Origin of the sequence: uncultured Xylophilus sp. (assembly GCA_913776965.1) — a bacterium.
Lineage (GTDB): Bacteria > Pseudomonadota > Gammaproteobacteria > Burkholderiales > Burkholderiaceae_C > Xylophilus.
This window is the reverse complement of sequence record CAJYQL010000124.1, coordinates 15,955-37,995: the sequence shown is the minus strand read 5'-3', so window position 1 is coordinate 37,995 and position 22,041 is coordinate 15,955. Positions and strand designations below refer to the sequence as shown.

Sequence of the window (22,041 nt, the reverse complement as noted above, 5' to 3'; positions counted from 1 at the left end):
CAACGGTCCGGGGATGGTCGATACTGCCCCGATGATGCCCACGACGAACCTGCCCCGGACCGATGCCCCTGCACCGCGCGGCCTGCGCACTGGCCTGCGGCGCCGGACCATGGCGGTGCTGCTCGCCTGCGCGGCGGCGGCCGTGCATGCCGCGCAGACAGCCGACTACCGTGTCACACCCGTCGCCAGCGGCCTCGCCTTCCCGTGGTCGCTCGCCTTCCTGCCCGACGGCCGGATGCTGGTCACCGAGCGCGCGGGCCGGCTGCGGCTGATCGAGCCGGCAGCCGACGGCACGCTGCGCCTGCGGCCCGCGCCGGTCGAGGGCCTGCCACCGGTACTGGTGCGCGGACAGGCGGGCCTGTTCGACGTGCTGGTCGACCCGGACTTCGCCGCCAACGGTCGGATCTACCTGTCGTTCGCGCACGGCAGCCGGTCGGCCAACCACCTGCGGGTGGTGCGCGCCCGCCTCGACGGCACGCGCCTGCGCGAGGTGGAACCGATCTTCACTGCCGAGCCGGCCAAGGCACACGACCAGCACTTCGGCGCCCGCATGGCGCTGCTGCCGGACGGCACGCTGGCCGTCGGCCTGGGCGACGGTAATGTCGAGCGCACCGATGCGCAGCGGCTGGATACGCACTGGGGTAAGACGGTGCGCATCGGCCGCGATGGCCGGGTGCCGGCCGACAACCCGTTCGCCGGCCGGCGCGACGCGCGGCCGGAGATCTACAGCCTGGGCCACCGCAATCCGCAGGGCCTCGTGTATGTGGCTGCCGACCGTGCGCTCTACGCCCACGAGCACGGCTCCAAAGGGGGCGACGAGCTCAACCGGATCGTGGCCGGCGCCAACTACGGCTGGCCCGTCGCCACCGGCGGCGTGGATTACACCGGCGCCCGCATCACCCCGTACACCCGCCTGCCCGGCACCGAGGCGCCGCTGGCGGAATGGACGCCGTCGATCGCCCCGGCCGGCATGGCGTACTACGATGGCCCCCTCTTCCCCGCCTGGCGCGGCAGCCTGTTCGTCGCTGCGCTGAAGGAGCGGTCGGTGCGCCGGGTCCCGGTGGCCGGCGGCGTGCCGGGGCCGCAGGAAATCCTGTTCCGCGAGCTCGGCGAGCGCCTGCGCGACGTGCGGGCCGGCCCGGACGGTGCGCTCTACCTGCTGACCGACGCCGAACAGGGCCGGGTGCTGCGCGTCACGCCGCGCTGAACGCTCGCACCGGCACGGCGGCGGTCAGGTGCCGGCGGCCTCGTCGGCCAGCGCCTGTTTCGCAGCGCGCACGATGCTCGTCGCGTCCACCCCGAAGAATGCGCGCAGCGCAGCCCGGGTGTCGCTGCGGCCGAAGCCGTCGGTGCCCAGGGTGCAGTAGCGCCGGCCGGCGGGCAGGAAAGCCCGCACGCTTTCCGGCACTGCCCGCACGTAGTCGGTGGCGGCGACGATCGGCCCGGCCGTGTCCGCCAGCCGGCGGGCGATGAAGGGCACCTCGGCCGCATCGCCGCGCAGCCGCGCCGCTTCCTGCGCCTGGCCGTCGCGGGCGAGCTCGCTCCAGCTGGTCACGCTGAACACCTCGGCCGCGATGCCGTCGGCGGCCAGCGCCTCGGCGGCCTTGACCACCTCGGTCAGGATGGCGCCGGAGCCAAGCAGCACGACGGGGCGGTTTTGGATGCTTTTCGTGTTCTTGCGCCCGTCCTGCTTACGCTTCCAGCTATCGAAACGATAGCATCCGCGCAGGATGTCCCCCTCCACCCCCGCCGGCAGGTCCGGCTGGGCGTAGTTCTCGTTCATCAGCGTCACGTAATAGAAGACGTCCTGCTGCTCGACCATCATCTCGCGGATGCCGGCATCGACGATCACCGCCATCTCGCCCGCGAACGCCGGGTCGTAGGCCTTGCAGTTCGGGATGGTGGCGGCGATCAGGTGGCTGCTGCCGTCCTGGTGCTGCAGCCCCTCGCCGCCGAGCGTGGTGCGGCCCGAGGTGGCACCCAGCAGGAAACCGCGCGGCCGCTGGTCGGCGGCGGCCCAGATCTGGTCGCCCACCCGCTGGAAGCCGAACATCGAGTAATAGATGTAGAACGGCAGCATCGCCAAGCCGTGCACGCTGTAGCTGGTGGCCGCGGCCGTCCAGCTGGCGATGGCGCCGGCCTCGCTGATGCCTTCTTCCAGGATCTGGCCGTCGGTCGCCTCGCGGTAGGACAGCACCGAGCCGATGTCCTCCGGCGCGTAGCGCTGGCCGACGCTGCTGTAGATACCGACCTGCTTGAACAGGTTGGCCATGCCGAAGGTGCGGGCCTCGTCGGCGACGATCGGCACGATGCGCGGGCCCAGCGCCGGGTCCTTCAGCAGGTTGCCGAGCATGCGCACGAAGGCCATCGTGGTGCTCATCTCCTTGCCGGCGGCCGCGATGGCGAACGGCGCGTAGCCGGCGAGGTCGGGCTTGGCGACGACCGCGCAGTCGGTGTCGCGCTTGGGCAACGGGCCGCCGAGCGCGGCGCGGCGTTCCCGCAGGTAGCGCATCTCGGGGCTGTCGTCGGCGGGTTTCAGGAATTCGAGCGCGGTGGCCTGCGCGTCGGTCAGCGGCAGGTTGAACCGGTTGCGGAATTCGATCAGGTCGGCGCCCTCGAACTTCTTGTGGGAATGGGTCGTCATCCGGCCCTGGCCGGCCGTGCCCATGCCGTAGCCCTTCTTGGTGTGGGCCAGAATCACCGTCGGCTGGCCGCGGTGAGCGGCGGCCGCGGCGTAGGCGGCATGGATCTTCACCAGGTCGTGGCCGCCGCGCTTGAGCCGGTCGATCTGCTCGTCGGTCATGCCCTGCGCGAGGCGCTGCAGTTCCTCGTTCTGGCCGAAGAAGGTGTCGCGGTTGAAGCGGCCGTCCTTGGCGGCGAAGGTCTGCATCTGGCCGTCGACCGTGTGCGCGAACGCGCGCGCCAGCGCGCCGCCGGTGTCGCGGGCGAACAGGCCGTCCCAATCGCTGCCCCAGACCAGCTTGATCACGTTCCAGCCGGCGCCGGCGAAGAGTTTTTCCAGCTCGTCGATGATCCGGCCGTTGCCGCGCACCGGGACATCGAGCCGCTGCAGGTTGCAGTTGACCACCCACACCAGGTTGTCGAGCTTCTCGCGCGCGGCGAGCGTGAGCGCGCTCATGGATTCGGGCTCGTCCATCTCGCCGTCGCCGAACACGCCCCAGACCTTGCGGCCGGCGCAGTCCTGCAGCCGCCGGTCGGTGAGGTAGCGCATGAAGCGCGCGTGGTAGATCGAGCTGATCGGGCCGATCCCCATCGAGCCGGTGGGGAACTGCCAGAAATCCGGCATCAGGTAGGGATGCGGGTAGCTGCACAGGCCGCGGGCGCCGCTGCCGGTGGCGAAGGCCGGCGCGCGCAGTTCCTGGCGGTAGTGCAGCAGGTCGTCCTCGGTCAGCCGGCCTTCGAGGTAGGCGCGGGCATAGACGCCCGGCGCGCTGTGCGGCTGGAAGAACACCAGGTCGCCACGGTGCGCATCGGTGCGCCCGTGGAAGAAGTGGTTGAAGCCGGCCTCGAACAGATCGGCCGCGCTGGCATAGCTGGCGATGTGGCCGCCCAGTTCGCCGTAGGCCTGGTTGGCGCGCACCACCATCGCGAGCGCGTTCCAGCGCATCAGGGAGGCGAGCCGCTCCTCGATCGCGAGGTCGCCGGGGAAGACCGGCTGCTCGTCCACGCCGATGGTGTTGACGTACGGCGTCTCCAGGGCGGGCTGCCAGCCGATGCGCTCTGCCCGCGCGAGGCGAGCCAGTTCGTCGAGCATCCAGCGGGCCCGTGCCGGTCCGGCGGCGGCGACGAGGCCGGCGAAGGCGTCGCGCCATTCGGCGGTCTCGGCGGGATCGGTGTCTTCGGCAGCGGCAGGAATGTCGAGCAGGCGGGGTGGCGTGGCGGCGTTCATGCATGCCACTGTAGACCTCTGCGGGCCCTAGAAAATGCGGATATGTGCGGAGTCATCTTGACAACGCCGCACGAAATTCCGATTTCCGGCCTGTTCACGGCAGATTGTTGATCTGCCTCGAGCGGCTATCCGATGCACGACACTCATGCTGAAAAGCGTCGGTTTGTCCCTCAAGGTTACAAACCGTGTCATCCCGCGGTCATGCCGGGCACCGAGCATCGGCCGTGCCATGCCCGCTTCCACCGCTTCCGTCCTGCCGCTGCGCTCGGCGCCGCTCTCTCCGCCGCCGATGGACGAACAAGGGGTGCTCACCCGCCTGATGCGTGCACGGCAACTGCACGCCGTGTTCCAGCCGATCGCGGACCTTCGCACCGGCGGCATCTTCGGCTACGAGGCCCTGATCCGCGGCCCGGCCGGCACGCCGCTGCAGTCGCCCGACGCCCTGCTGGGGCTTGCCGCCCGCTGCGGTCGGCTGCCGGAATTCGAGCTTTTCTGCGTCGAGACTGCGCTGGCCGACTGGCGCCGCAGCGGCACCACCGGCCGGCTGTTCGTCAATCTGGCGGCGGATGCGCTGGTGCATGCGCTGCAGCACCACGGACGCGATGCCCTAGTGGCCCGGCTGCAGGCCCACCGGTGCGACCCGCGCACGCTGGTGGTGGAGATCACCGAGCACACCCGCGCCACCGACATCGCCGCGCTGCGCGAGGCGGCGCAGCAGTTGCGTAGCTCCGGCATCGCGCTGGCGCTCGACGACTTCGGCAGCGACCACTCCAACCTGCGGATGTGGTCGGAGCTGCGGCCGGACATCGTGAAGATCGACAAGTTCTTCGTGCGGTCGCCCGGCAGCGCCGACGGCGGCAGCGGCCATCTGGAGCACCTGCAGATCCTGCAGGCGATCAAGAGCATCGCCGACGTGTTCGGCACCACGCTGGTGGCCGAGGGCATCGAGACCGCCGAGGACCTGCAGGTGCTGCGCACGCTGCGCATTCCCTATGGTCAAGGCTACTGGCTGGGTCGCCCGGCGCCGCGGCCGGCGCTGCAGGTCGAGGCTCCGGCGCGGCAGTTGCTGGAGGCGCGCGAGCCCGCCGACATGCCGCCTGCCGCCGGCACGCGCCCGGGCGTGCTGCGCCACCTGAATGTGATCGCGGCGCCGGTGGTCGGCCTGACCACCACCAACAATGCGCTGGCGGACATCTTTCACGAGCGGACCGATCTGCACGCGGTGGCGGTGGTGAGCGAAGACCGGCCGGTGGCGGTGATCAACCGCCAGCAGTTCATGAACCATTACGCCACCCTGTACTTTCGCGAGGTGCACGGCCGCAAGCCCTGCATCGCCTATGCCAACCACGCGCCCCGGGTGGTGGAGCGCGACTACGACGTGGACGACCTGATCGGCATCCTGACCTCGCAGGACCAGCGCTACCTGAGCGACGGCTTCATCGTCACCGAAGGCGGACGCTACATCGGCCTCGGCACCGGCGACCAGCTGGTGCGCACGGTGTCGGAGGCGCGCATCGAGGCGGCACGCCATGCCAATCCGCTGACCTTCCTGCCCGGCAACATCCCGATCAACCTGCAGATCGAGCGGCTGCTGGACCGCGGGGCGGAGTTCGTCGCCTGCCATGCCGACCTGAACGACTTCAAGCCCTTCAACGACTGCTACGGCTACTGGCGCGGCGACGAGATGATCCGCCTGGCGGCGCGGCTGGTGGTGCAGCACTGCGACGCGCGCCACGACTTCGTCGGCCATGTGGGCGGCGACGATTTCATGCTGCTCTTCCAGAGCAGCGACTGGCAGGCGCGCTGCGAACGCATCGTGGACGAGTTCGCGCAGCAGGCGCTGCCGCTGTTCGACCCAGCGGCGCGTGCGGCGGGCGGCATCCACGCCGAGGACCGCCAGGGACTGCCGCGCTTCTTCCCCTGCACCACGCTGTCGATCGGGGCGGTGCGGGTGCGCCGCGGCGTGTTCCGCCATGCCGATGCGGTCGGCAGCGCCGCCGCCCTCGCCAAGCACGACGCGAAGCGGCTGCGGGTGGGCGTGCACATCCACGAACCGCAGGGGTGCCGGCCGGCGCGGGCCTGACCGGCGGAGCCGCCCACGCAGCGGGTGCGGACACCCGCTACCCGCTCTTACGTCCCCTCGGCGCTACGGCGTTAGGATGGCCGGTCGCTGCGGCCGCCTTCCCGACGACCCTTGCGCCATCGCCTCCGCGTCGCCGGCACGGCGATGCCGGTCCCGACGTGTGCGCCGCGTCCCCGGTCTGCCGACCGACCTGCCGAAAGCATCCTCCCCCCATGCTCGACCGTCGATCCTTCGTCCGCGCCGCCGCCGCATCCGCCGCGTGGGCCTCGCTGGGCTCCGCCGCCCACGCCCAGACCCGCCCTGCTTCGCAGCTCGCCCTGTCCGCCCCCCGGCCGTTCACCTTCGACCTGCTGACCGAGGAAGCACAGGCCCTCGCCGCCGCCCCCTATGCGGGCAGCGGCAGCCTACCCCGCGACGTGCTGGAGCGCATCGACTACGAACAACACGGCAAGATCAAGTTCGCGACCGACGCCGCACTGTTCGCCAAAGGCCCCGGCGCCTTTCCGGTGACGTTTTTCCACCTCGGCCGCTTCTTCCAGTTCCCGGTGCAGATGCATGTGCTGGAACGCAACGGCGGCGACATCTTTTCGCGCGAGATCGTCTACGACCCGGCGATCTTCGACATGCCGGCCGACAGCCCGGCCCGCGCGCTGCCGCAGGGCGCCGGCTTCGCGGGTTTCCGGTTCCAGGAAAGCCGGCTGGGCGATCAGAAGAAGCTGGACTGGCGCAACAACGACTGGGTCGCCTTCCTGGGCGCCTCGTACTTCCGTGCGATCGGCGAGCTCTACCAGTACGGCCTGTCGGCACGCGGCATCGCCATCGACGCCGCCGTGCCCGGCCGCGACGAGGAGTTCCCCAACTTCACCCGCTTCTATTTCGACCCGCCGGCCGACGGCGGCGACACCGTCGTGGTGCATGCGCTGCTCGACGGGCCGAGCATCACCGGCGCCTACAAGTTCGTGATGCAGCGCGGCAAGGCGGTGGTGATGGACATCGAGAAGCGGCTGTTTCTGCGGAAGGACGTGGCGCGGCTCGGGATCGCCCCGCTCACCTCGATGTACTGGTATTCCGAGACTGCCAAGCCGACCGCGATCGACTGGCGGCCGGAAGTGCACGACTCCGACGGCCTGGCGCTCTGGACCGGCAGCGGCGAACGGGTGTGGCGCCCGCTGAACAACCCGGCGGCGACCACCACCTCGGCCTTTGCCGACCGGCAGCCGAAGGGCTTCGGGCTGCTGCAGCGCGACCGGAATTTCGACCATTACCTCGACGGCGTGTACTACGACCGCCGGCCGAGCCTCTGGGTCGAGCCGGTCGGCGACTGGGGCGAGGGCGAGGTGCAGCTGCTGGAGATCCCGACCGACGACGAGATCCACGACAACACCGTCGCCTTCTGGGTGCCCAAGGCGCAGGCCAAAGCCGGCGATCGCTACACCGTCCGCTACCGGCTGCACTGGACCGACCGGGAGCCCTACCCCTCGCCGCTTGCGCAGTGCGTGGCGACCCGGCTCGGCCGCGGCGGACAGCCGGGCCAGCCGCGGCCGCCGGGCATCCGCAAGTTCATGGTGGAATTTCTCGGCGGCCCGCTGTCGTCGCTGCCGTTTGGCACCAAGCCCGAGGCCGTCCTGAGCGCAACGAAGGGCACCTTCTCCTATGTCTTCACCGAGGCGGTGCCCAACGGCGTGGCCGGCCACTGGCGCGCCCAATTCGACTACACGCCGGACGGCAGCGACCCGGTCGATCTGCGCCTATACCTGAAGCTCGGCGACCAGACGCTGTCGGAAACCTGGATCTTCCAGCTGCGCAGCTTCGCCGGCTGACCGACCGTGCAGCCGCGCGGCCGGCGCGGCATCCGGCCACCCCGGTCGGCGGTGCCTACTGGACGGGCGCGCCGCCCTGGAACCAGCGGCCGAGCGTCGCCCGCTCCGCATCGGTGATCTGGGTGGCGTTGTTGAGCGGCATCGTCTTCGCGACCACTGCCTGCTGGTAGACCGCCTGCGCGTGGAGCTTGACCTGTTCGGGCGTGTCGAGCCGCACGTTCTTCATCTGCATCGCGGCACCGTGGCACTGGGTGCAGCGCTGGGCGAGGATGGGCTGCACTTCGGCATAAGAAACGGCCTTTGCGCCCGTCCCTCCTGCGCCAGCAGCTACTGAATTCATAGCAACTGGTGCCGGCCGCAGCGCCCATACGACGGCAGCGATCACCGCCACCCCGACCAGCGCGTACGGCAGCGGATGGCGGTTGCGGCCGAGCTTCCAGCCGTGGCGCAGCACGAAGAACTGCCGGATCGCCGCTCCGGCGAACATCATCGCGATCAGCACCGCCCAGTTGTGCGGATGGCTGTAGGTGAAGCTGTAGTGGTTGCTGAGCATCGCGAACAGCACCGGCAGCGTGAAATACGTGTTGTGCACGCTGCGCTGCTTGCCGCGCTTGCCATGCACCGGATCGACCGGCTCGCTAGCCTTGATCGCGGCGATCACCTTCTTCTGGCCGGGAATGATCCAGAAGAACACGTTGGCGCTCATCGCCGTAGCGATCATCGCGCCGACCAGCAGGAAGGCCGCCCGCCCGGCGAACCAGTGGCAGGCCAGCCACGACGCCGCACAGACCAGCACTGCCACCAGCGCACCGACGATGCGGTCACCGTTCCTGCGGTGGCCGAACAGCTGGCAGATGCCGTCGTACAGCATCCAGAACACCACCAGGAACGACAGCGCCACCGCGATCGCGGCGCCCGGCTGCCAGTCCACCAGCGACTTGTCGATCAGGTAGGTGCCCGCGCTCCACAGGTACGACACGGTGAAGAGCGAGAAGCCCGACAGCCAGGTGCTGTAGCTCTCCCAGTAGAACCAGTGCAGGTGCTTCGGCAGCGCGGGCGGCGACACGGCGAACTTCACCGGGTGGTAGAAACCGCCGCCGTGCACCGCCCAGAGTTCGCCGGTCACGCCCTGTCGCTTCAGCTCCGGGTCCTCCGGCGGTGTGAGGCTGCTGTCGAGAAAGACGAAATAGAAGGAGGAGCCGACCCAGGCGATCGCGGTGATCACATGGATCCAGCGCAGCAGCAGGTTGGCCCAGTCGAGCAGGTAGCTTTCCATGGCGGAGGGGCGGACGGGGGGCCCGCCGTGACGGTCGTTCGACGAAACCTGCTCACCACCGCGGGCGCTCTGAGCAGCATGGGCCGCGAACCTGGCGCTTCGGGCGCCCGCTCCGCTGCGGCTGAAATGGGTGACAGGAGTGTATGCAATCTGGGCCGGTCCAGCGGCGCCGGACTAACCCTCGGGAACGGCCTGCCGTTCCTGCCCGAGGTTTTGCAATAACTGTGCCGCCACCGCGACGGCGATGACTTCCGGCTCCTTGCCGGCGATGCCCGGCACGCCGATCGGGCAGGTGACGTGGCGCAGTTCCGCCTCGGTGAAACCGCGGGCCTCCAGCCGTTGCCGGAAGGTGGCCCATTTGGTGCGGCTGCCGATCAGCCCGACGAACGGCAGGTCGGCCTGCGCCCGCTGGCGCCGCAGGCAGGCCGCGACGATGTCGAGGTCCTCGGCGTGGCTGAAGCTCATGATCAGCACCCGGCTGCCGTCGGCGAGTGGCGCGACCGCGGCCTGCACCGGTTCGGAATGCTCGCAGACCACGCCGGCCGGCGTGTCCGGCGGAAAGATGCCGTCGCGGCTGTCGATCCAGGTCAGGGCGAACGGCAGCGGCGCCAGCACCCGCGCGATCGCGGCCCCGACGTGGCCGCCGCCGAACAGGGCGACCGGGGCGCGCAACGGCGCCAGCGTCTCCCGCCACCGTGCGCCGTCGGCCGACCCGAGCCGGTCGTAGGCCAGGTGCACCACGCCGCCGCAGCACTGCCCCAGCGATGGGCCCAATGCGTAGCGCACCGTGCCGCCCTCCGGTGCCGGGGCCTGCGCGAGGCGCCGGCGGGCCTCGGCGATGGCGTCGAATTCCAGCCGGCCACCTCCGATCGTGCCCTCGGCGGCGTCGGCGAAGACCAACATCCACGCCCCCGGCCCGCGCGGCACCGAGCCCTGTGCCTGCACCACCCGCACCAGCACCGCCGGTGCACCTTCGTGCAGCCGCCGTTCGCACCGTTGCCACAGCCTGTCCATCGGCATCGTTCCTCCTGCACCGCAGCCGGCGCTCTGCCACACTCGCGGCCTCGCCGCCGCACCTTGTCGCCACCCGCACGCACCATGCCGATCTGTTCCCTGCGCCGTCTCTGGGTCGCCACGGCTGCGGCCGCCACGACCGCCGTCGGCGCCCTGCTGTCGGCCTGCCGGAACGCCCCGCCGCCGGAGCCGCCACCGCCTGCACCGCCGGCCGCGCCGCCCGCGGTGATCGGGCCGGTGCCGGCGGAAAAAGGCTCCGCACGCATCTCGGCGGCGACCAACAACCGCGCCTACCGGCAGGACGGCGCCACGCACCTGTACGGCCTGAACGCCGACCGCATCTACAAGGGCCGGCTGCCGCCGCTCCTCTACGCCGTCGGCACGCTGCAGATCCACCTCGACGCCACCGGCAAGGTCACCGGCCTCACCTGGATGCGGGCGCCGCGCCATGCGCCGGAGGTGGTGGCCGAGATCGAACGCACGGTGCGCCGTGCCTCGCCGTTCCCGGCACCGGCCCGCATCGGCAAGATGACCTATACCGACACTTGGCTCTGGGACAAGAGCGGCCGCTTCCAGCTCGACACCCTGACCGAGGGCCAGAACTGAAACGCCGTCCTCAGCTGCCCCGGTAGGTGGAATAGCTCCACGGGCTCACCAGCAGCGGCACATGGTAGTGCTGCGTCGCATCGGCGATGCCGAAATCGATCGCCACCCGGCCCAGGAAGGTCGGCTGCGGCAGCGCGATGCCCCGCGCCGCGAAGTAGCCCTCGACATCGAACACCAGCCGATAGGTGCCGGTGCGCAGGCTGTCGGCGTCGTACAGCGGCGCATCCGCGCGGCCGTCGGCGTTGAGTACGAAACGGCGGACCAGCGTGGCGGCCTCGCCGTCGGTGGTGTAGAGCGCAGCGGACATGCCGGCGGCCGGGCAGCCGTGCATCGTGTCGAGGACGTGGGTGCTGAGGCCCATGGGCACTCTCCTTGCAAGCGTGAGGAATGCGACCTACCTGCCGAAGCACGGCAGGGCTCGCGGCGGTCGACCAAAGTGTATACACTTTTGGACTGAAACTCCCTCGCTCATTCTTCCTCAATGGACACCACACCCGCCGGCTCCTCGACCGCGGCGATCGTCGAATCCCTGACCCGCGCGATCGTCGAACACCGGCTCCAGCCCGGCGCCAAGCTCGCGGAGCAGAAGCTCGCCGATCACTTCGGTGTCTCGCGCACGCTGGTCCGCCAGGCGCTGTTCCAGCTCGCGCAGAACCGGCTGGTGACGCTCGAGCCGGCGCGCGGCGCCTTCGTCTCTGCCCCGTCGGCCGACGAGGCGCGCCAGGTGTTCGCGGTGCGCCGCATGGTCGAGGCCGGCATGACCCGCGCATTCGTCCAGTCCGCCAGCCCCACGCAGATCAAGGCGCTACGGTCGCACGTGGCGCTCGAAAAGGCCGCCGTCGAGCGCGGCGACGTGCCCGAACGCACCGCCCTGCTCGGCGACTTCCACGTCCGCATGGCCGAGCTGATGGGCAACGAGGTGCTTGCGCAGCTGCTGCAGGACCTGCTGTCGCGCTGTGCCCTGATCACGCTGATGTACCAGTCCTCCAGCGCAGCCGCCCATTCCTACGAGGAGCATGCCGACATCGTGAAGGCGCTGGCGGCGCGCGACGAGGAACGGGCGGTCCGGCTGATGCAGGAGCACCTGCTGCACGTCGAGCAGAGCCTGTCCCTCGACCGCCGCCCGCCCACCAGCGACATCGCCGCGGCCCTGGCCTGATGCCGCCGCCCCACCCTTTCCCCTTCCCCGCTGCCGATACGTCCATGACCCTGTACGACTCGACGCTCCCCTACCCGCGCGACCTCGTCGGCTACGGCCGCAACCCGCCGCATGCCAACTGGCCGGGCGGCGCCCGCATCGCGGTGCAGTTCGTCCTCAACTACGAGGAAGGCGGCGAGAACGCCACGTTGCACGGCGATGCCGGCTCCGAGCAGTTCCTGTCGGAGATGTTCAACCCGCCGGCCTTCCCCGACCGGCACCTGAGCATGGAAGGCATTTACGAATACGGCTCGCGGGTCGGTGTCTGGCGGCTGCTGCGGGAGTTCGAGCAGCGCGGTCTGCCGCTGACGGTGTTCGGTGTCGGCATGGCGCTCGCCCGCCACCCCGAACTGACGCAGGCGCTGGCCGCCGCCGGCCACGAGATCGCCTGCCACGGCTGGCGCTGGATCCACTACCAGACCATCGACGAGTCGACCGAGCGCGAACACGTCCGGCTCGGGCTCGACACCATCGAGCGGCTGACCGGCGTGCGGCCGCTCGGCTGGTACACCGGCCGCGACAGCCCGCGCACCCGCCGGCTGGTCGCCGACGAAGGCAGCACGCTCTACGACAGCGACTACTACGGCGACGATCTGCCGTTCTGGATGAAGGTCCGCAAGACCGACGGCAGCACCGTGCCGCGGCTCGTGGTGCCGTACACGCTCGACACCAACGACATGCGCTTCGCCTTGCCGCAGGGTTTCGCGCAGGCCGAGGATTTCTTCGTCTACCTGCGCGACAGCTTCGACGCGCTCTATGCCGAGGGCGACGACGCGCCCAAGATGATGAGCGTAGGCATGCACTGCCGCCTGCTCGGCCGCCCGGGCCGCATCGTGGCGCTGCAGAAGTTCCTCGACCACATCGCGCGGCACGACCGCGTCTGGGTCTGCCGGCGGCTCGACATCGCCCGCCACTGGCAGCACGTCCACCCCTGTCCCGAAGCCGCCTGACATGCCGTACCTCACCCTCGCCCAGCTCAATGCCGCCACGCCCGCCGACGCCGCGGCCCTGCTCGACGGCCTGTACGAACATTCGCCCTGGATCGTCGAGCAGACGGTCCATGCCGCCCGCGGGCCGTTCCGCTCGCTGGCCGGGTTCAAGCACGCGCTCGCCCGCACGGTCGCGCAGGCGCCGGCGGAAGCCCAGCTCGCGCTGATCCGCGCCCACCCGGAGCTCGCGGGCAAGGCGATGGTCGCCAACACCCTGACCGCCGAATCGACGAACGAGCAGAACAAGGCAGGCCTCACCGCCTGCACCCCGGAAGAGTTCGCCCGCATCCAGCAGCTGAATGCCGACTACAACGAGCGCTTCGGCTTCCCCTTCATCCTGGCGGTGCGGGGCCCTCGCGGCACCGGACTCGGCAAGCGGCAGATCATCGAGACGTTCGCGCGCCGGCTCCAGAATCCGCCCGCCTTCGAGCAGGCCGAGGCGCTGCGCAACATCCACCGCATCGCCGAGATCCGGCTCAACGACAAATTCGGCGTGGAGCCGACGCTCGGCAACGCGGTCTGGGACGACCAGGAGGACCTCGCCCGGTTCAGCGATCCGGGCTTCGCCGAGAAGGGCCAGCTCACCGTCACCTACCTCACCGACGCCCACCGTGCGGCAGCAGCCCGCATCGCCGAACAGATGCGCGACGCGGGCTTCGACGAGGTGCAAACCGACGCCGTCGGCAACGTCGTCGGCATCTACCACGGCACGGACCTGGCGGAGCCGCGGCTCATGACCGGCTCGCACTACGACACGGTGCGCAACGGCGGCAGGTACGACGGCCGCCTCGGCATCTACGTGCCGCTGGCCTGCGTGCGCGAACTGCACCGCGCCGGACGCCGCCTGCCCTTCGGCATCGAACTGGTGGCGTTCGCGGAAGAGGAAGGCCAGCGCTACAAGGCCACCTTCCTGGGCTCCGGCGCCCTGATCGGCGACTTCAAGCCGGCGTGGCTGGACCAGCAGGACGCCGACGGCATCACGATGCGCGAAGCGATGCAGCACGCCGGCCTGCCCGGCACGCTGGAGGCGATCGCGCAGCTCGAACGCGACCCGTCGCGCTACCGCGGCTTCGTCGAGGTGCACATCGAGCAGGGTCCGGTGCTGAACGAACTCGACCTGCCGCTCGGCATCGTCACCTCAATCAACGGCAGCGTGCGCTGTGTCGGCGAAGTGATCGGCACGGCAAGCCATGCCGGCACCACGCCGATGGCCCGCCGGCGCGACGCGGCCGCAGCGGTCGCGGAACTCGCCCTGTTCCTGGAACGGCGCGCCGCGGCCGACGGCGATTCGGTCGGCACCATCGGCATCCTGGAAGTGCCCAACGGCTCAATCAACGTGGTGCCGGGCCGTTGCCGCTTCACCCTCGACATGCGCGCGCCGGTCGATGCCCAGCGCGACGCCCTGGTGGACGACGTGCGTGCCACCCTCCAGGAGATCTGCGCACGGCGCGGCGTCGCTTTCACGCTGGAGGAAACCGAACGCGCCGCCGCCGCGCCCAGCGATCCCGCCTGGCAGGCCCGCTGGGAAGCCGCCGTCGCTGCGCTCGGCGTGCCGCTGCACCGCATGCCGAGCGGCGCCGGCCACGATGCGATGAAACTGCACAAGCGCCTGCCGCAGGCGATGCTGTTCGTGCGGGGCGAGAACTCCGGCATCAGCCACAACCCGCTGGAAAGCACCACGTCCGACGACATGGACCTCGCCGTGCAGGCTTTCCGCCACCTTCTCGACCAACTCGCCGCCGCGTCCGAGGCCTGAACCGATGACCGATCCGATTGCCGACCGCTCCGCTGACTACGCCCGCCTCGACGCCTGGATCGACGCGCATTTCGACGAGGAAGTGCGTTTCCTGCAGGCGCTGGTGCAGGTGCCCACCGATACGCCGCCGGGCAACAACGCCCCGCACGCCGAACGGACGGCGGAGCTGCTGCAGGCCTTCGGCTTCGACGCCGAACGTCATCCGGTGCCCCCGACGGAGGTGCACGACTACGGCATGGAGTCGATCACCAACCTCATCGTGCGGCGGCGCTACGGTGCCGGCGGTCGCACGGTGGCGCTGAATGCGCACGGCGACGTGGTGCCCCCCGGCGAAGGCTGGACGCGCGACCCCTACGGCGGCGAGATCGACGATGGTGCGCTCTACGGACGCGCCGCGGCGGTCAGCAAGAGCGATTTCGCGAGCTTCACCTTCGCCGCGCGGGCACTCGAGGCGCTGGGCGCGCCGCTGCAGGGCGCGCTGGAGCTGCATTTCACCTACGACGAGGAATTCGGCGGGGAACTCGGCCCGGGCTGGCTGCTGCGCCAGGGCCTCACGAAGCCTGATCTGATGATTGCGGCCGGCTTTTCCTACGAGGTGGTCACCGCTCATAACGGCTGCCTGCAGATGGAGGTGACGGTTCACGGCAAGATGGCCCATGCCGCCATCCCGCACACCGGGGTGGATGCGCTGCAGGGTGCGGTCGCGATCCTCGGCCGCCTGTACGCGCTCAACGACGGCTACCGGTGGATCCGGTCGCAGGTGCCGGGCATTGACCATCCCTACCTCAACGTCGGGCGGATCGACGGCGGCACCAACACCAACGTCGTGCCGGGCAAGGTGGTGTTCAAACTCGACCGGCGCATGATTCCCGAGGAGAACCCGGCCGCGGTCGAAGCCGCCATCCGGCAGACCATCGCCGACGCCGCAGCCGGCCTGCCGGGCATCACCGTCGACATCCGGCGGCTCCTGCTGGCCCATGCGATGCAGCCGCTCCCCGGCAACGCGCCGCTGGTCGAAGCGATCCAGCGACACGGCAGAGCGCTGTTCGGCCAGCCGATCCCGGCGATGGGCACGCCGCTCTACACCGACGTGCGGCTCTATGCCGCAGCGGGCATTCCTGGTGTGATCTACGGGGCCGGTCCGCGCACCGTGCTGGAATCGCATGCCAAGCGCGCCGACGAACGCCTGCAGCTCGAAGACCTCCGGCGCGCGACCAAGGTGATCGCCCGCACGCTGCGCGACCTGCTCGCGGCCTGAGCGGCTGCGCTGCTCAAGCGCCCAGCCGTTCGAGCGTGGCGGTGTCGAGCCGGCCGCCGTAGAAGCGCGCCAAGGCCTCGGCGAACAGCGGCTCCTTCGGCACCGCCTGCGCGAACAGCGTCAGGCAGGAGTGCAGTTTCAGGTCATCCGGCGATCCGACGATGGCGTGCGCGGAGCGGCCCGGCACCGCCAGGAGGGCCTCGCAGCATGCGCGTAGCCGTGGCCCCAGGACCGGGTGCGCCGCGTACGCCCGCGCCTCGTCGAACGACGCGAGGGCGTAACGCTGCGCCATCGCGCTCCGCCCCAAGCCGGCGATCTGCGGAAACACGAACCACATCCAATGGCTGCGCTTGCGGCCGGCACGCAGTTCGGCCAAGGCCGTGTCGATGGTGCCGTACTGGGCTTCCAGGAATCGCCCGAGGTGATGAGGATCGTCCATAGCCGTCGTTCCGCTAGAGGCTGATCGGTGGCGGCGCCGGGAATCCGACAGACGCGCAGATCAGCAGACCCGCCATCTCAGATGACCATGCGTTGCACGGTGGTCTGCAGGCCTTCGATGAGCGGCGTCCAGACGATGCCCAGATGCCGTTCGGCGCGCGTCACATCGAGGCGGATCTCCTGCCGCCAGAGCCGTGCCAGCGACGGCGGGATCGGCGGCGGCACGGCGATGTGGCGCAAACCGGCCTTGCTGGCCGCGATTTCGGCGATCTTGAGCGCCGGCGCCAGCAGGCGGGTCTCGATCTTCAGCCGGCGGGCGCCGATCCTGTGTACCGGCACCGCGCCCAGGGCCCGGGCGAAATCCAGTAGATAGCCGTTCCAGGTCGGCGGCTCCGGCAGCGACAGATTGAAGGCCTGGCCGGCAGCACCCGGCGTGCGCAGCGCCGCCAGCACGGCCTGCACGACGTCGCCGACCAACACGGCGTTGCAGCAGCCGTCGCCGCCCTCCCCCAGGTCGCCGATGCGGCGGCTGCGCAGCAGGCGCGCGATCCGCAGGCTCCACTGCGGACTGTCGGGTCCGTAGATGCAGCCCGGCCGCAGGATCACGGTCTGCGGCAGATCGCGCAGCAGGCCCTCGGCCAGGACCTTGGCGCCGCCGTAACTGTCGGCACCGGCAGCGGTGTCGAGCGGCGTGTCCTCACCGACGAGGCCCTCTGCATCGCCGTACACCGCCATGGAACTGAGATAGACCAGGCGTGGCGGATGCTCCATGGCCTGCATCGCGGTCCGGAGTGACGCGGCACAGGCCCGCATCGCGGCTGGACCGCCGGCGGTGCAGTCCACGACGCCCTGCACCCGGTCCAGCGACGCCCGCAGCGCACCGCTGTCGCGCAGGTCGAGCCGCACGGACGGAACCGGTGGTGCCCCCCGCGGCAGATCGCCTGACCGTGTGGCGGCCACCGGCGCTGCCCAGTCGGCCGCGTGCAAGCCCGCCAGCACATGGCGGCCGACGAAGCCGCCTGCCCCCAGCACAAGAATCGGTGTTCGGGTCATGGCGATCCTTGCGCGAGGTCGCGCCGCAGATGGTCGGCCAGCCGCAGCGACAGCGCCACGGCCGTCAAGGTCGGGTTGGCCTGGCTCGAGGTCGGAAATACGGCCGACCCCGCGAGGTAGAGATTGGCGACTTCGTGCACCCGGCAGTCCGCATCGACCACGCTGGTCTGCGGGTCGTCGCCCATCCGGGCCGTGCCGATATGGTGGCCGCCGTAGGCACCGTAGCGGGTCATCTCCTCTTCCACCGTGGCCGGGTCGTAGTCGAAGCGGCCGGTGCCGCTGGCGGCGAAATCGGCCGCGAGCTGCGCCAGCGCCCGCTGCAGCGTGTCGACGTCGTCGGCACCGTAGCGCCAGTCCACGTGCAGGCGCGGCACGCCGTGCGCATCCACCCCGCTGCCGAGGATGACGCGGCTCTCGCGGCGCGGGATCTGCTCGGCATGGAAGTCGAGGCTGTAGCGCGGACTGCGCGGATGCACGATGACCGACGGGAACTTGCGTTCGGCCAGCGTGCGGTAGCGCAGCCAGTGCGCGAAGAACCGAGCGGTACGCGGCATGTCGGCCACCACGTTGCGCAGGTGGGCCAGCGTGCCGCCCAGGCCGCCCGCGTGTCCCCCGTGCAAACGCTTGCCGTACTCGTAGGGGATGAGTGCCTTGGCCAGATACAGCATCGACAGCACGCCGGTGCGGTGGGCCGGATCGGTGATGCGCGGATGGTGCAGCCGGGCCACGAAATTGCCCACCCGGAGCGCGTGCTGCGCCTCGGCCGTCAGCGCGAAGCGGCGCCGGCAGTAGACGCCGTCGTCGGCCACGTCGTAGCCGTGCCAGGCCGCGTGGCCCGGTGCCAGCGCGATCGTGCCGATCGTGCCGGCCAGGTGGCACATGTAGTAGCGGCCGACCACGTCGTGTCGATTGCCGACGCCGCGGCCGCTGGCGCCGGGGCTCGCGAGCAGCAGGCGCGGAATTTCCAGCCCCCCGGCCGCCAGCACGTAGCGACGGGCCCGCACGTCCAGCATGCCACCGCCGGCCGTGCGCACCTCGACCCTTGCCAGCCGGTCGCCATCGGCTGCCAGCGGCAGCGCCGATACCGACGCCCCCAGCAGCACCCGCAGGCCCGGCGCGCGCTCCAGCCGGCGGCGCCAGCGGCGGGCGAAATCGGTCGGCAGGCTGAACCGCTCCAGCGTGTCGGTACGGAAGGCGGCGCTGGCGAAGCCTTGTACCAGCGGCCGCCGGGGCGGGTCCGCATCGAAGGCGTCCCGGACGGTGTAGGCGAACGCACCGGCCTCGCACAGACGGTTCGCTTCGGGGTACCAGGGGGCAATGTCGTCGTAGCGGATCGGCCAGCCGCTGTCCGGAATCCAGTCGCGGCGCTCGAAGTCCACCGGGTCGAACGGCATGCAGCGGCCGCCCCAGATGGTGGTAGTGCCGCCCAGCCGGCGCTGCCGGTAACGGTGCGGCGGACTGTGCAGGCGTTCGTCGGCCACCGTGCCGGCGTAGTGATCCTGTACCGCCGCATCCTCGTGTTCGCCGCCGGCCTCCAGCAGCAGGACCGTGCGCCCGCCGTCGGCGAGCGCCAACGCCATCGAGATGCCCGCGGCACCGGCCCCGACGATGCACACATCCGCCTCCAGCGCCTCGCCGGACGGCAGTTGCGCCGCCTGCTGGATCACGACGACGGCCCGTCGTTGCGCCGGCCGAGCAGCGCGTTCTTCAGGCGTCGGTTCTGCCAGCCGCGCAGATAGCGCCGGAATTCCGGATGGTCGTAGCGCGGCAGCCGGCGGATCGCGGCCCAGAAGTAGCCCACGATCATCAGGAAGCCGCCGATGACGAACGGCTTTTCGCGCATGCGGTTGACGCCGGCCGCGATCGCGTACAACGGGTGATAGCCGAGGTACCAGTTGCCGCGGCCCCAGCGCAGCCGGCCGGTGTAGATGTCGCGGTCGGACGATCCCATGATCCGGTGGTGCCACAGCCAAGCCTGCCGGTCGTAGTAGCTGAGCGTTTCCCAGCCCTTCATCGCCGCGGTGTGCACGTCGATGCCGTCCCAGGCCAGGTGCTGCACGAAGCCGCCGATATCCTCGAACGCTTCGCGGCGGTAGAGCTTGAACTGGCCGGCGACCTGCTCGCGCACATGGGTTTCCTCGATGAAGCGGCCGCCCTCGGAGCGGTATACCTTGCCGGACACGGCCGCCAGACGCGGGTTCTCGTCGAGCATGCGCAGCATGTGTTCGATGTAGCGCGGCCCGAACGACATGTCGCCGTCGAGCTTGGCGATCCAGCGCCAGTCGGTATGCCGGATGCGCTCGCGGCCGAAGTCGAAGGCGGCGATCACGCCGCCGCCCAGCTTGCGGAATCCGCGGTCCTGGCGGGGCACCAGCCGGATCCAGGGATGGCGGTCGGCGTATTCCCGTACGATGTCGGGCGTGGCGTCGCGCGAGCCGTCGTCCACCAGGATCCATTCCACCGGCCGCACCGTCTGCGCCACGACCGAATCCAGTGTCAGCCGCAAGTAGCCCGCCTCGTCGCGCACGGGGGAAATGATGACCAGCGGCACCACGCGGGGCGCGACCGCGGGCGGCGACTCCACAGGTTCGAGTTCGGAAGACGGGATCGGGCGGTGCATGGGATGGAGCATCGTGACGGGATGAACGGTGGCGCAGCCGGCGCTGCGCGCATGCTAGCAGTGCCACGCCAGCGCTGGGCTACGATAGCCGGATGCCTTCGTACGCAGCCGCCAACACCGTTCCGGTTCGCGAAAATCGCGCAGGCGCGTGGCACCTCCACGGCACGCTCGCGGCCGTCGAAGCGCGTTGGCGCAGCCTCTGGACGGACTGCCGGGGATACGCGTTCCAGTCGTTCGACTGGCTGTATATCTGGCAGCGCACGCTGGGCGAACCGCTGGGCTGGGCCCCGTGCATCGTGGAGTGGCGCGATCCCGACGGCCGCACCCTCGCGCTCTGGCCCCTCGGACGCCGCCGGGAAGGTCCGCTGCAGGTCCTGTCGTTCCTCGGGGGCGACGTGACGGACTACCACGCACCGCTGCTGCACCCTGCTTACGCCGCCGCCCTGTCGCCCGCTGACGCGCCATACGTCTGGAACGACGTGCTGCGGCAATGCCCGCGCATCGATATCGTCCGGGTGCGCCGGATGCCGATGCAGTTCGCAGACGGCAGCATCAACCCTTTCGCTCGGTTGCCCGGTGCCGCGTCGCACGAAAGCGCCCACGCGGCCCTGCTCCCGGCCGATATCGGCGCCTTCCGCGCCGCCCGGGCCGCAGCGCTTTTCGCCGATACGCGGCGCCAGATGCGGCGCCTGTCCGAGCGCGGCACCCTGCGGATCGAACCGGTGGTGCGGGCGGGTGATCAGGCCCGCGTCTGGCAGGCGCTGGTGGCGCAGAAGTCCCGCCGGTGGCGCGATACCGGCGCACCCGACGGCTTCGCCCATCCGGAGCTGGTGGCCTTCTACCAGGGGCTAACCGACGGGCCGCTGCAGGACATGCAGGCCGTGCTGTCGGCCCTGTACTTGGACAACCTGCCGATCGCCACCCACTGGGGCCTGCGGTGCGGCAACCGTTTCTACTGGCTGATGCCGGCCTACGATGCGGACTGGTCCCGTTATTCGCCGGGCCGGCTGTTGATGGAAGCGGTCATCGGCCATTGCATCGACGCAGGGCTGGCCGTGTTCGATCTGACGGTCGGCGACGAGCCCTACAAGCTGCAGTGGGCTGACACGCACATGCCGATGGTCGATCTGCTGCAGGCCCGCAGCCTACCCGGCCGCATGGCCGTGCAGCTGACCCGGCTGCGCGCCCGCGCCCGCGACGTGCCGGCCCTGCGCAAGGGCGTGCAGTGGATCAAGGGCTGGCGGAGTCGCCGCCGCTGAGCCAGACGTCGAGTGCCGCACCGACCGGCAGCACCTGGCAACCGGCATCGATTGCCGCCGCAACCGCCCCGTGGAGCATCTTCGGCGTACAGCCGTACGGCCCCGGATCGGACTCCACCTCGTGCGTGTTGACGACGAGCCAGCCGTGGCCTCGCACGGTCGCAGCGAGCCGATCGGCATAGGAGACACCGTCGGGTGCGCTGCGGTAGAGGCGATGCGACCGGAGCGCATCGCGGTCGGCCGTACCGCACTGCGCTCCGCCCCCCGTGATGCGCATCGAGCGGAAACGCTGCGCGCAGATGTCCCGGGCGCCCCAGCCGTAGGCGCCGAAGGGATAGGCGAAGTCGAGCTGCGTCGTGTCGACACCCAGATCCGCCAGGAAAGCCGCGTTCCGGTCCAGTTCCTCCCGCAAGGCGGCTGCACCCAGCGTGTCGCACCGTACATGCGAGAAACCGTGACAGCCGAGTTGGTGGCCGGACGCGAGCAGTTGCCGGAGTGCCGCGACGCTATGGCACGGGCGCCCCAGTTCCGGCCGGTCGGTCAGCCCGCCGGCCACGTAGTACGTGCCGCGCACGCCGAGCTGCTCCAGCACCTCTGCGCCCGCCTCACAGGCCGACAGCGGCGCATCGTCGAACGTGAAGCTCACCATCGGACCGTGCCCCTGCAGCCGCAACGGCCGGCGGACCCAGTGGCGCGACAGCCAGCGGCCCGCGCGCAGCGACAGTGCGTCACCCATGCGAACGACTCCTGATGATGGTGGT

At 70.4% G+C, this 22,041-nt stretch carries 18 protein-coding genes; 9 read left to right on the top strand and 9 right to left on the bottom strand.

Annotated features, from left to right (window positions below):
* Positions 1-31: 31 nt before the first annotated feature.
* Positions 32-1,207: a PQQ-dependent sugar dehydrogenase gene (locus QZ500_RS17640; RefSeq protein ID WP_295857077.1), complete on the top strand. Its 1,176-nt coding sequence runs from the start codon at positions 32-34 to the stop codon at positions 1,205-1,207.
* A 24-nt stretch (positions 1,208-1,231) separates the two neighbouring features.
* On the opposite strand, the gene mdeB is transcribed toward QZ500_RS17640, so the two are convergent.
* Positions 1,232-3,910, bottom strand: a complete 2,679-nt coding sequence (gene mdeB, locus QZ500_RS17635) for an alpha-ketoglutarate dehydrogenase (RefSeq protein ID WP_295857075.1) — start codon at positions 3,908-3,910, stop codon at positions 1,232-1,234.
* A gap of 289 nt (positions 3,911-4,199) precedes the next feature.
* Between mdeB and QZ500_RS17630 the strand changes: the two genes are divergently transcribed.
* Together QZ500_RS17630 and QZ500_RS17625 are read left to right on the top strand one after the other, a co-directional pair.
* Positions 4,200-5,993: an EAL domain-containing protein gene (locus QZ500_RS17630; RefSeq protein ID WP_295857092.1), complete on the top strand. Its 1,794-nt coding sequence runs from the start codon at positions 4,200-4,202 to the stop codon at positions 5,991-5,993.
* A gap of 212 nt (positions 5,994-6,205) precedes the next feature.
* Positions 6,206-7,813, top strand: coding sequence for a glucan biosynthesis protein (locus QZ500_RS17625; RefSeq protein WP_295857073.1), 1,608 nt, complete (start codon positions 6,206-6,208; stop codon positions 7,811-7,813).
* A gap of 55 nt (positions 7,814-7,868) precedes the next feature.
* Here QZ500_RS17625 and QZ500_RS17620 read toward each other — a convergent pair whose 3' ends face one another.
* Positions 7,869-9,089 carry a urate hydroxylase PuuD gene (locus QZ500_RS17620; RefSeq protein ID WP_295857071.1) on the bottom strand — a complete coding sequence of 407 codons (1,221 nt, stop codon included), beginning with the start codon at positions 9,087-9,089 and terminating at the stop codon, positions 7,869-7,871.
* 174 nt (positions 9,090-9,263) lie between these two features.
* Positions 9,264-10,103 (bottom strand): xanthine dehydrogenase accessory protein XdhC, encoded by an 840-nt coding sequence (gene xdhC, locus QZ500_RS17615; RefSeq protein ID WP_295857069.1) that lies wholly within the window; start codon positions 10,101-10,103, stop codon positions 9,264-9,266.
* 84 nt (positions 10,104-10,187) lie between these two features.
* On the opposite strand from xdhC, the gene QZ500_RS17610 reads away from it, so the two are divergent.
* A complete protein-coding gene (locus QZ500_RS17610; RefSeq protein ID WP_295857066.1) occupies positions 10,188-10,709 on the top strand; it encodes a hypothetical protein in 522 nt (173 codons plus the stop codon).
* Positions 10,710-10,719: 10 nt separating this feature from the next.
* Here the strand turns inward: QZ500_RS17610 and uraH are convergent, their stop codons facing one another.
* Complete coding sequence (uraH, locus tag QZ500_RS17605) at positions 10,720-11,070, bottom strand: hydroxyisourate hydrolase (RefSeq protein WP_295857064.1); 351 nt, start codon at positions 11,068-11,070, stop codon at positions 10,720-10,722.
* Positions 11,071-11,190: 120 nt separating this feature from the next.
* On the opposite strand from uraH, the gene QZ500_RS17600 reads away from it, so the two are divergent.
* Genes QZ500_RS17600 through QZ500_RS17585 form a run of 4 tightly spaced genes read left to right on the top strand, consistent with a single transcriptional unit; the run spans position 11,191 to position 15,910 of the window.
* Complete coding sequence (locus QZ500_RS17600; protein WP_295857063.1) at positions 11,191-11,868, top strand: GntR family transcriptional regulator; 678 nt, start codon at positions 11,191-11,193, stop codon at positions 11,866-11,868.
* A gap of 44 nt (positions 11,869-11,912) precedes the next feature.
* Complete coding sequence (gene puuE, locus QZ500_RS17595) at positions 11,913-12,857, top strand: allantoinase PuuE (protein WP_295857061.1); 945 nt, start codon at positions 11,913-11,915, stop codon at positions 12,855-12,857.
* Between the two features lies 1 nt (position 12,858).
* Positions 12,859-14,652 carry a 2-oxo-4-hydroxy-4-carboxy-5-ureidoimidazoline decarboxylase gene (gene uraD / locus QZ500_RS17590; RefSeq protein ID WP_295857058.1) on the top strand — a complete coding sequence of 598 codons (1,794 nt, stop codon included), beginning with the start codon at positions 12,859-12,861 and terminating at the stop codon, positions 14,650-14,652.
* 4 nt (positions 14,653-14,656) lie between these two features.
* Positions 14,657-15,910 (top strand): M20/M25/M40 family metallo-hydrolase, encoded by a 1,254-nt coding sequence (locus tag QZ500_RS17585; RefSeq protein ID WP_295857057.1) that lies wholly within the window; start codon positions 14,657-14,659, stop codon positions 15,908-15,910.
* Between the two features lie 13 nt (positions 15,911-15,923).
* Here QZ500_RS17585 and QZ500_RS17580 read toward each other — a convergent pair whose 3' ends face one another.
* The 4 genes from QZ500_RS17580 to QZ500_RS17565 form a co-directional block, all read right to left on the bottom strand.
* Entirely contained in the window at positions 15,924-16,349 is a 426-nt protein-coding gene (locus tag QZ500_RS17580) for a DUF1810 domain-containing protein (protein WP_295857055.1), read from the bottom strand.
* 77 nt (positions 16,350-16,426) lie between these two features.
* The gene (locus QZ500_RS17575) at positions 16,427-17,401 is read right to left on the bottom strand and encodes an NAD(P)-dependent oxidoreductase (protein WP_295857053.1); all 975 of its coding nucleotides are present in this window, start codon (positions 17,399-17,401) and stop codon (positions 16,427-16,429) included.
* On the bottom strand, positions 17,398-19,068 hold the full coding sequence (locus QZ500_RS17570) for a GMC family oxidoreductase (protein WP_295857051.1): 1,671 nt from the start codon (positions 19,066-19,068) through the stop codon (positions 17,398-17,400). Before QZ500_RS17570 ends, QZ500_RS17575 begins: the two co-directional genes overlap by 4 nt.
* The gene (locus tag QZ500_RS17565; protein WP_295857049.1) at positions 19,065-20,021 is read right to left on the bottom strand and encodes a glycosyltransferase family A protein; all 957 of its coding nucleotides are present in this window, start codon (positions 20,019-20,021) and stop codon (positions 19,065-19,067) included. Before QZ500_RS17565 ends, QZ500_RS17570 begins: the two co-directional genes overlap by 4 nt.
* Before the next feature lie 92 nt (positions 20,022-20,113).
* Here QZ500_RS17565 and QZ500_RS17560 point away from each other — a divergent pair, with 92 nt between their 5' ends.
* Positions 20,114-21,280: a GNAT family N-acetyltransferase gene (locus QZ500_RS17560; RefSeq protein WP_295857047.1), complete on the top strand. Its 1,167-nt coding sequence runs from the start codon at positions 20,114-20,116 to the stop codon at positions 21,278-21,280.
* On the opposite strand, the gene QZ500_RS17555 is transcribed toward QZ500_RS17560, so the two are convergent.
* Positions 21,252-22,016 carry a polysaccharide deacetylase family protein gene (locus tag QZ500_RS17555; RefSeq protein ID WP_295857045.1) on the bottom strand — a complete coding sequence of 255 codons (765 nt, stop codon included), beginning with the start codon at positions 22,014-22,016 and terminating at the stop codon, positions 21,252-21,254. The genes QZ500_RS17560 and QZ500_RS17555 overlap by 29 nt on opposite strands.
* Positions 22,017-22,041 lie beyond the last annotated feature (25 nt).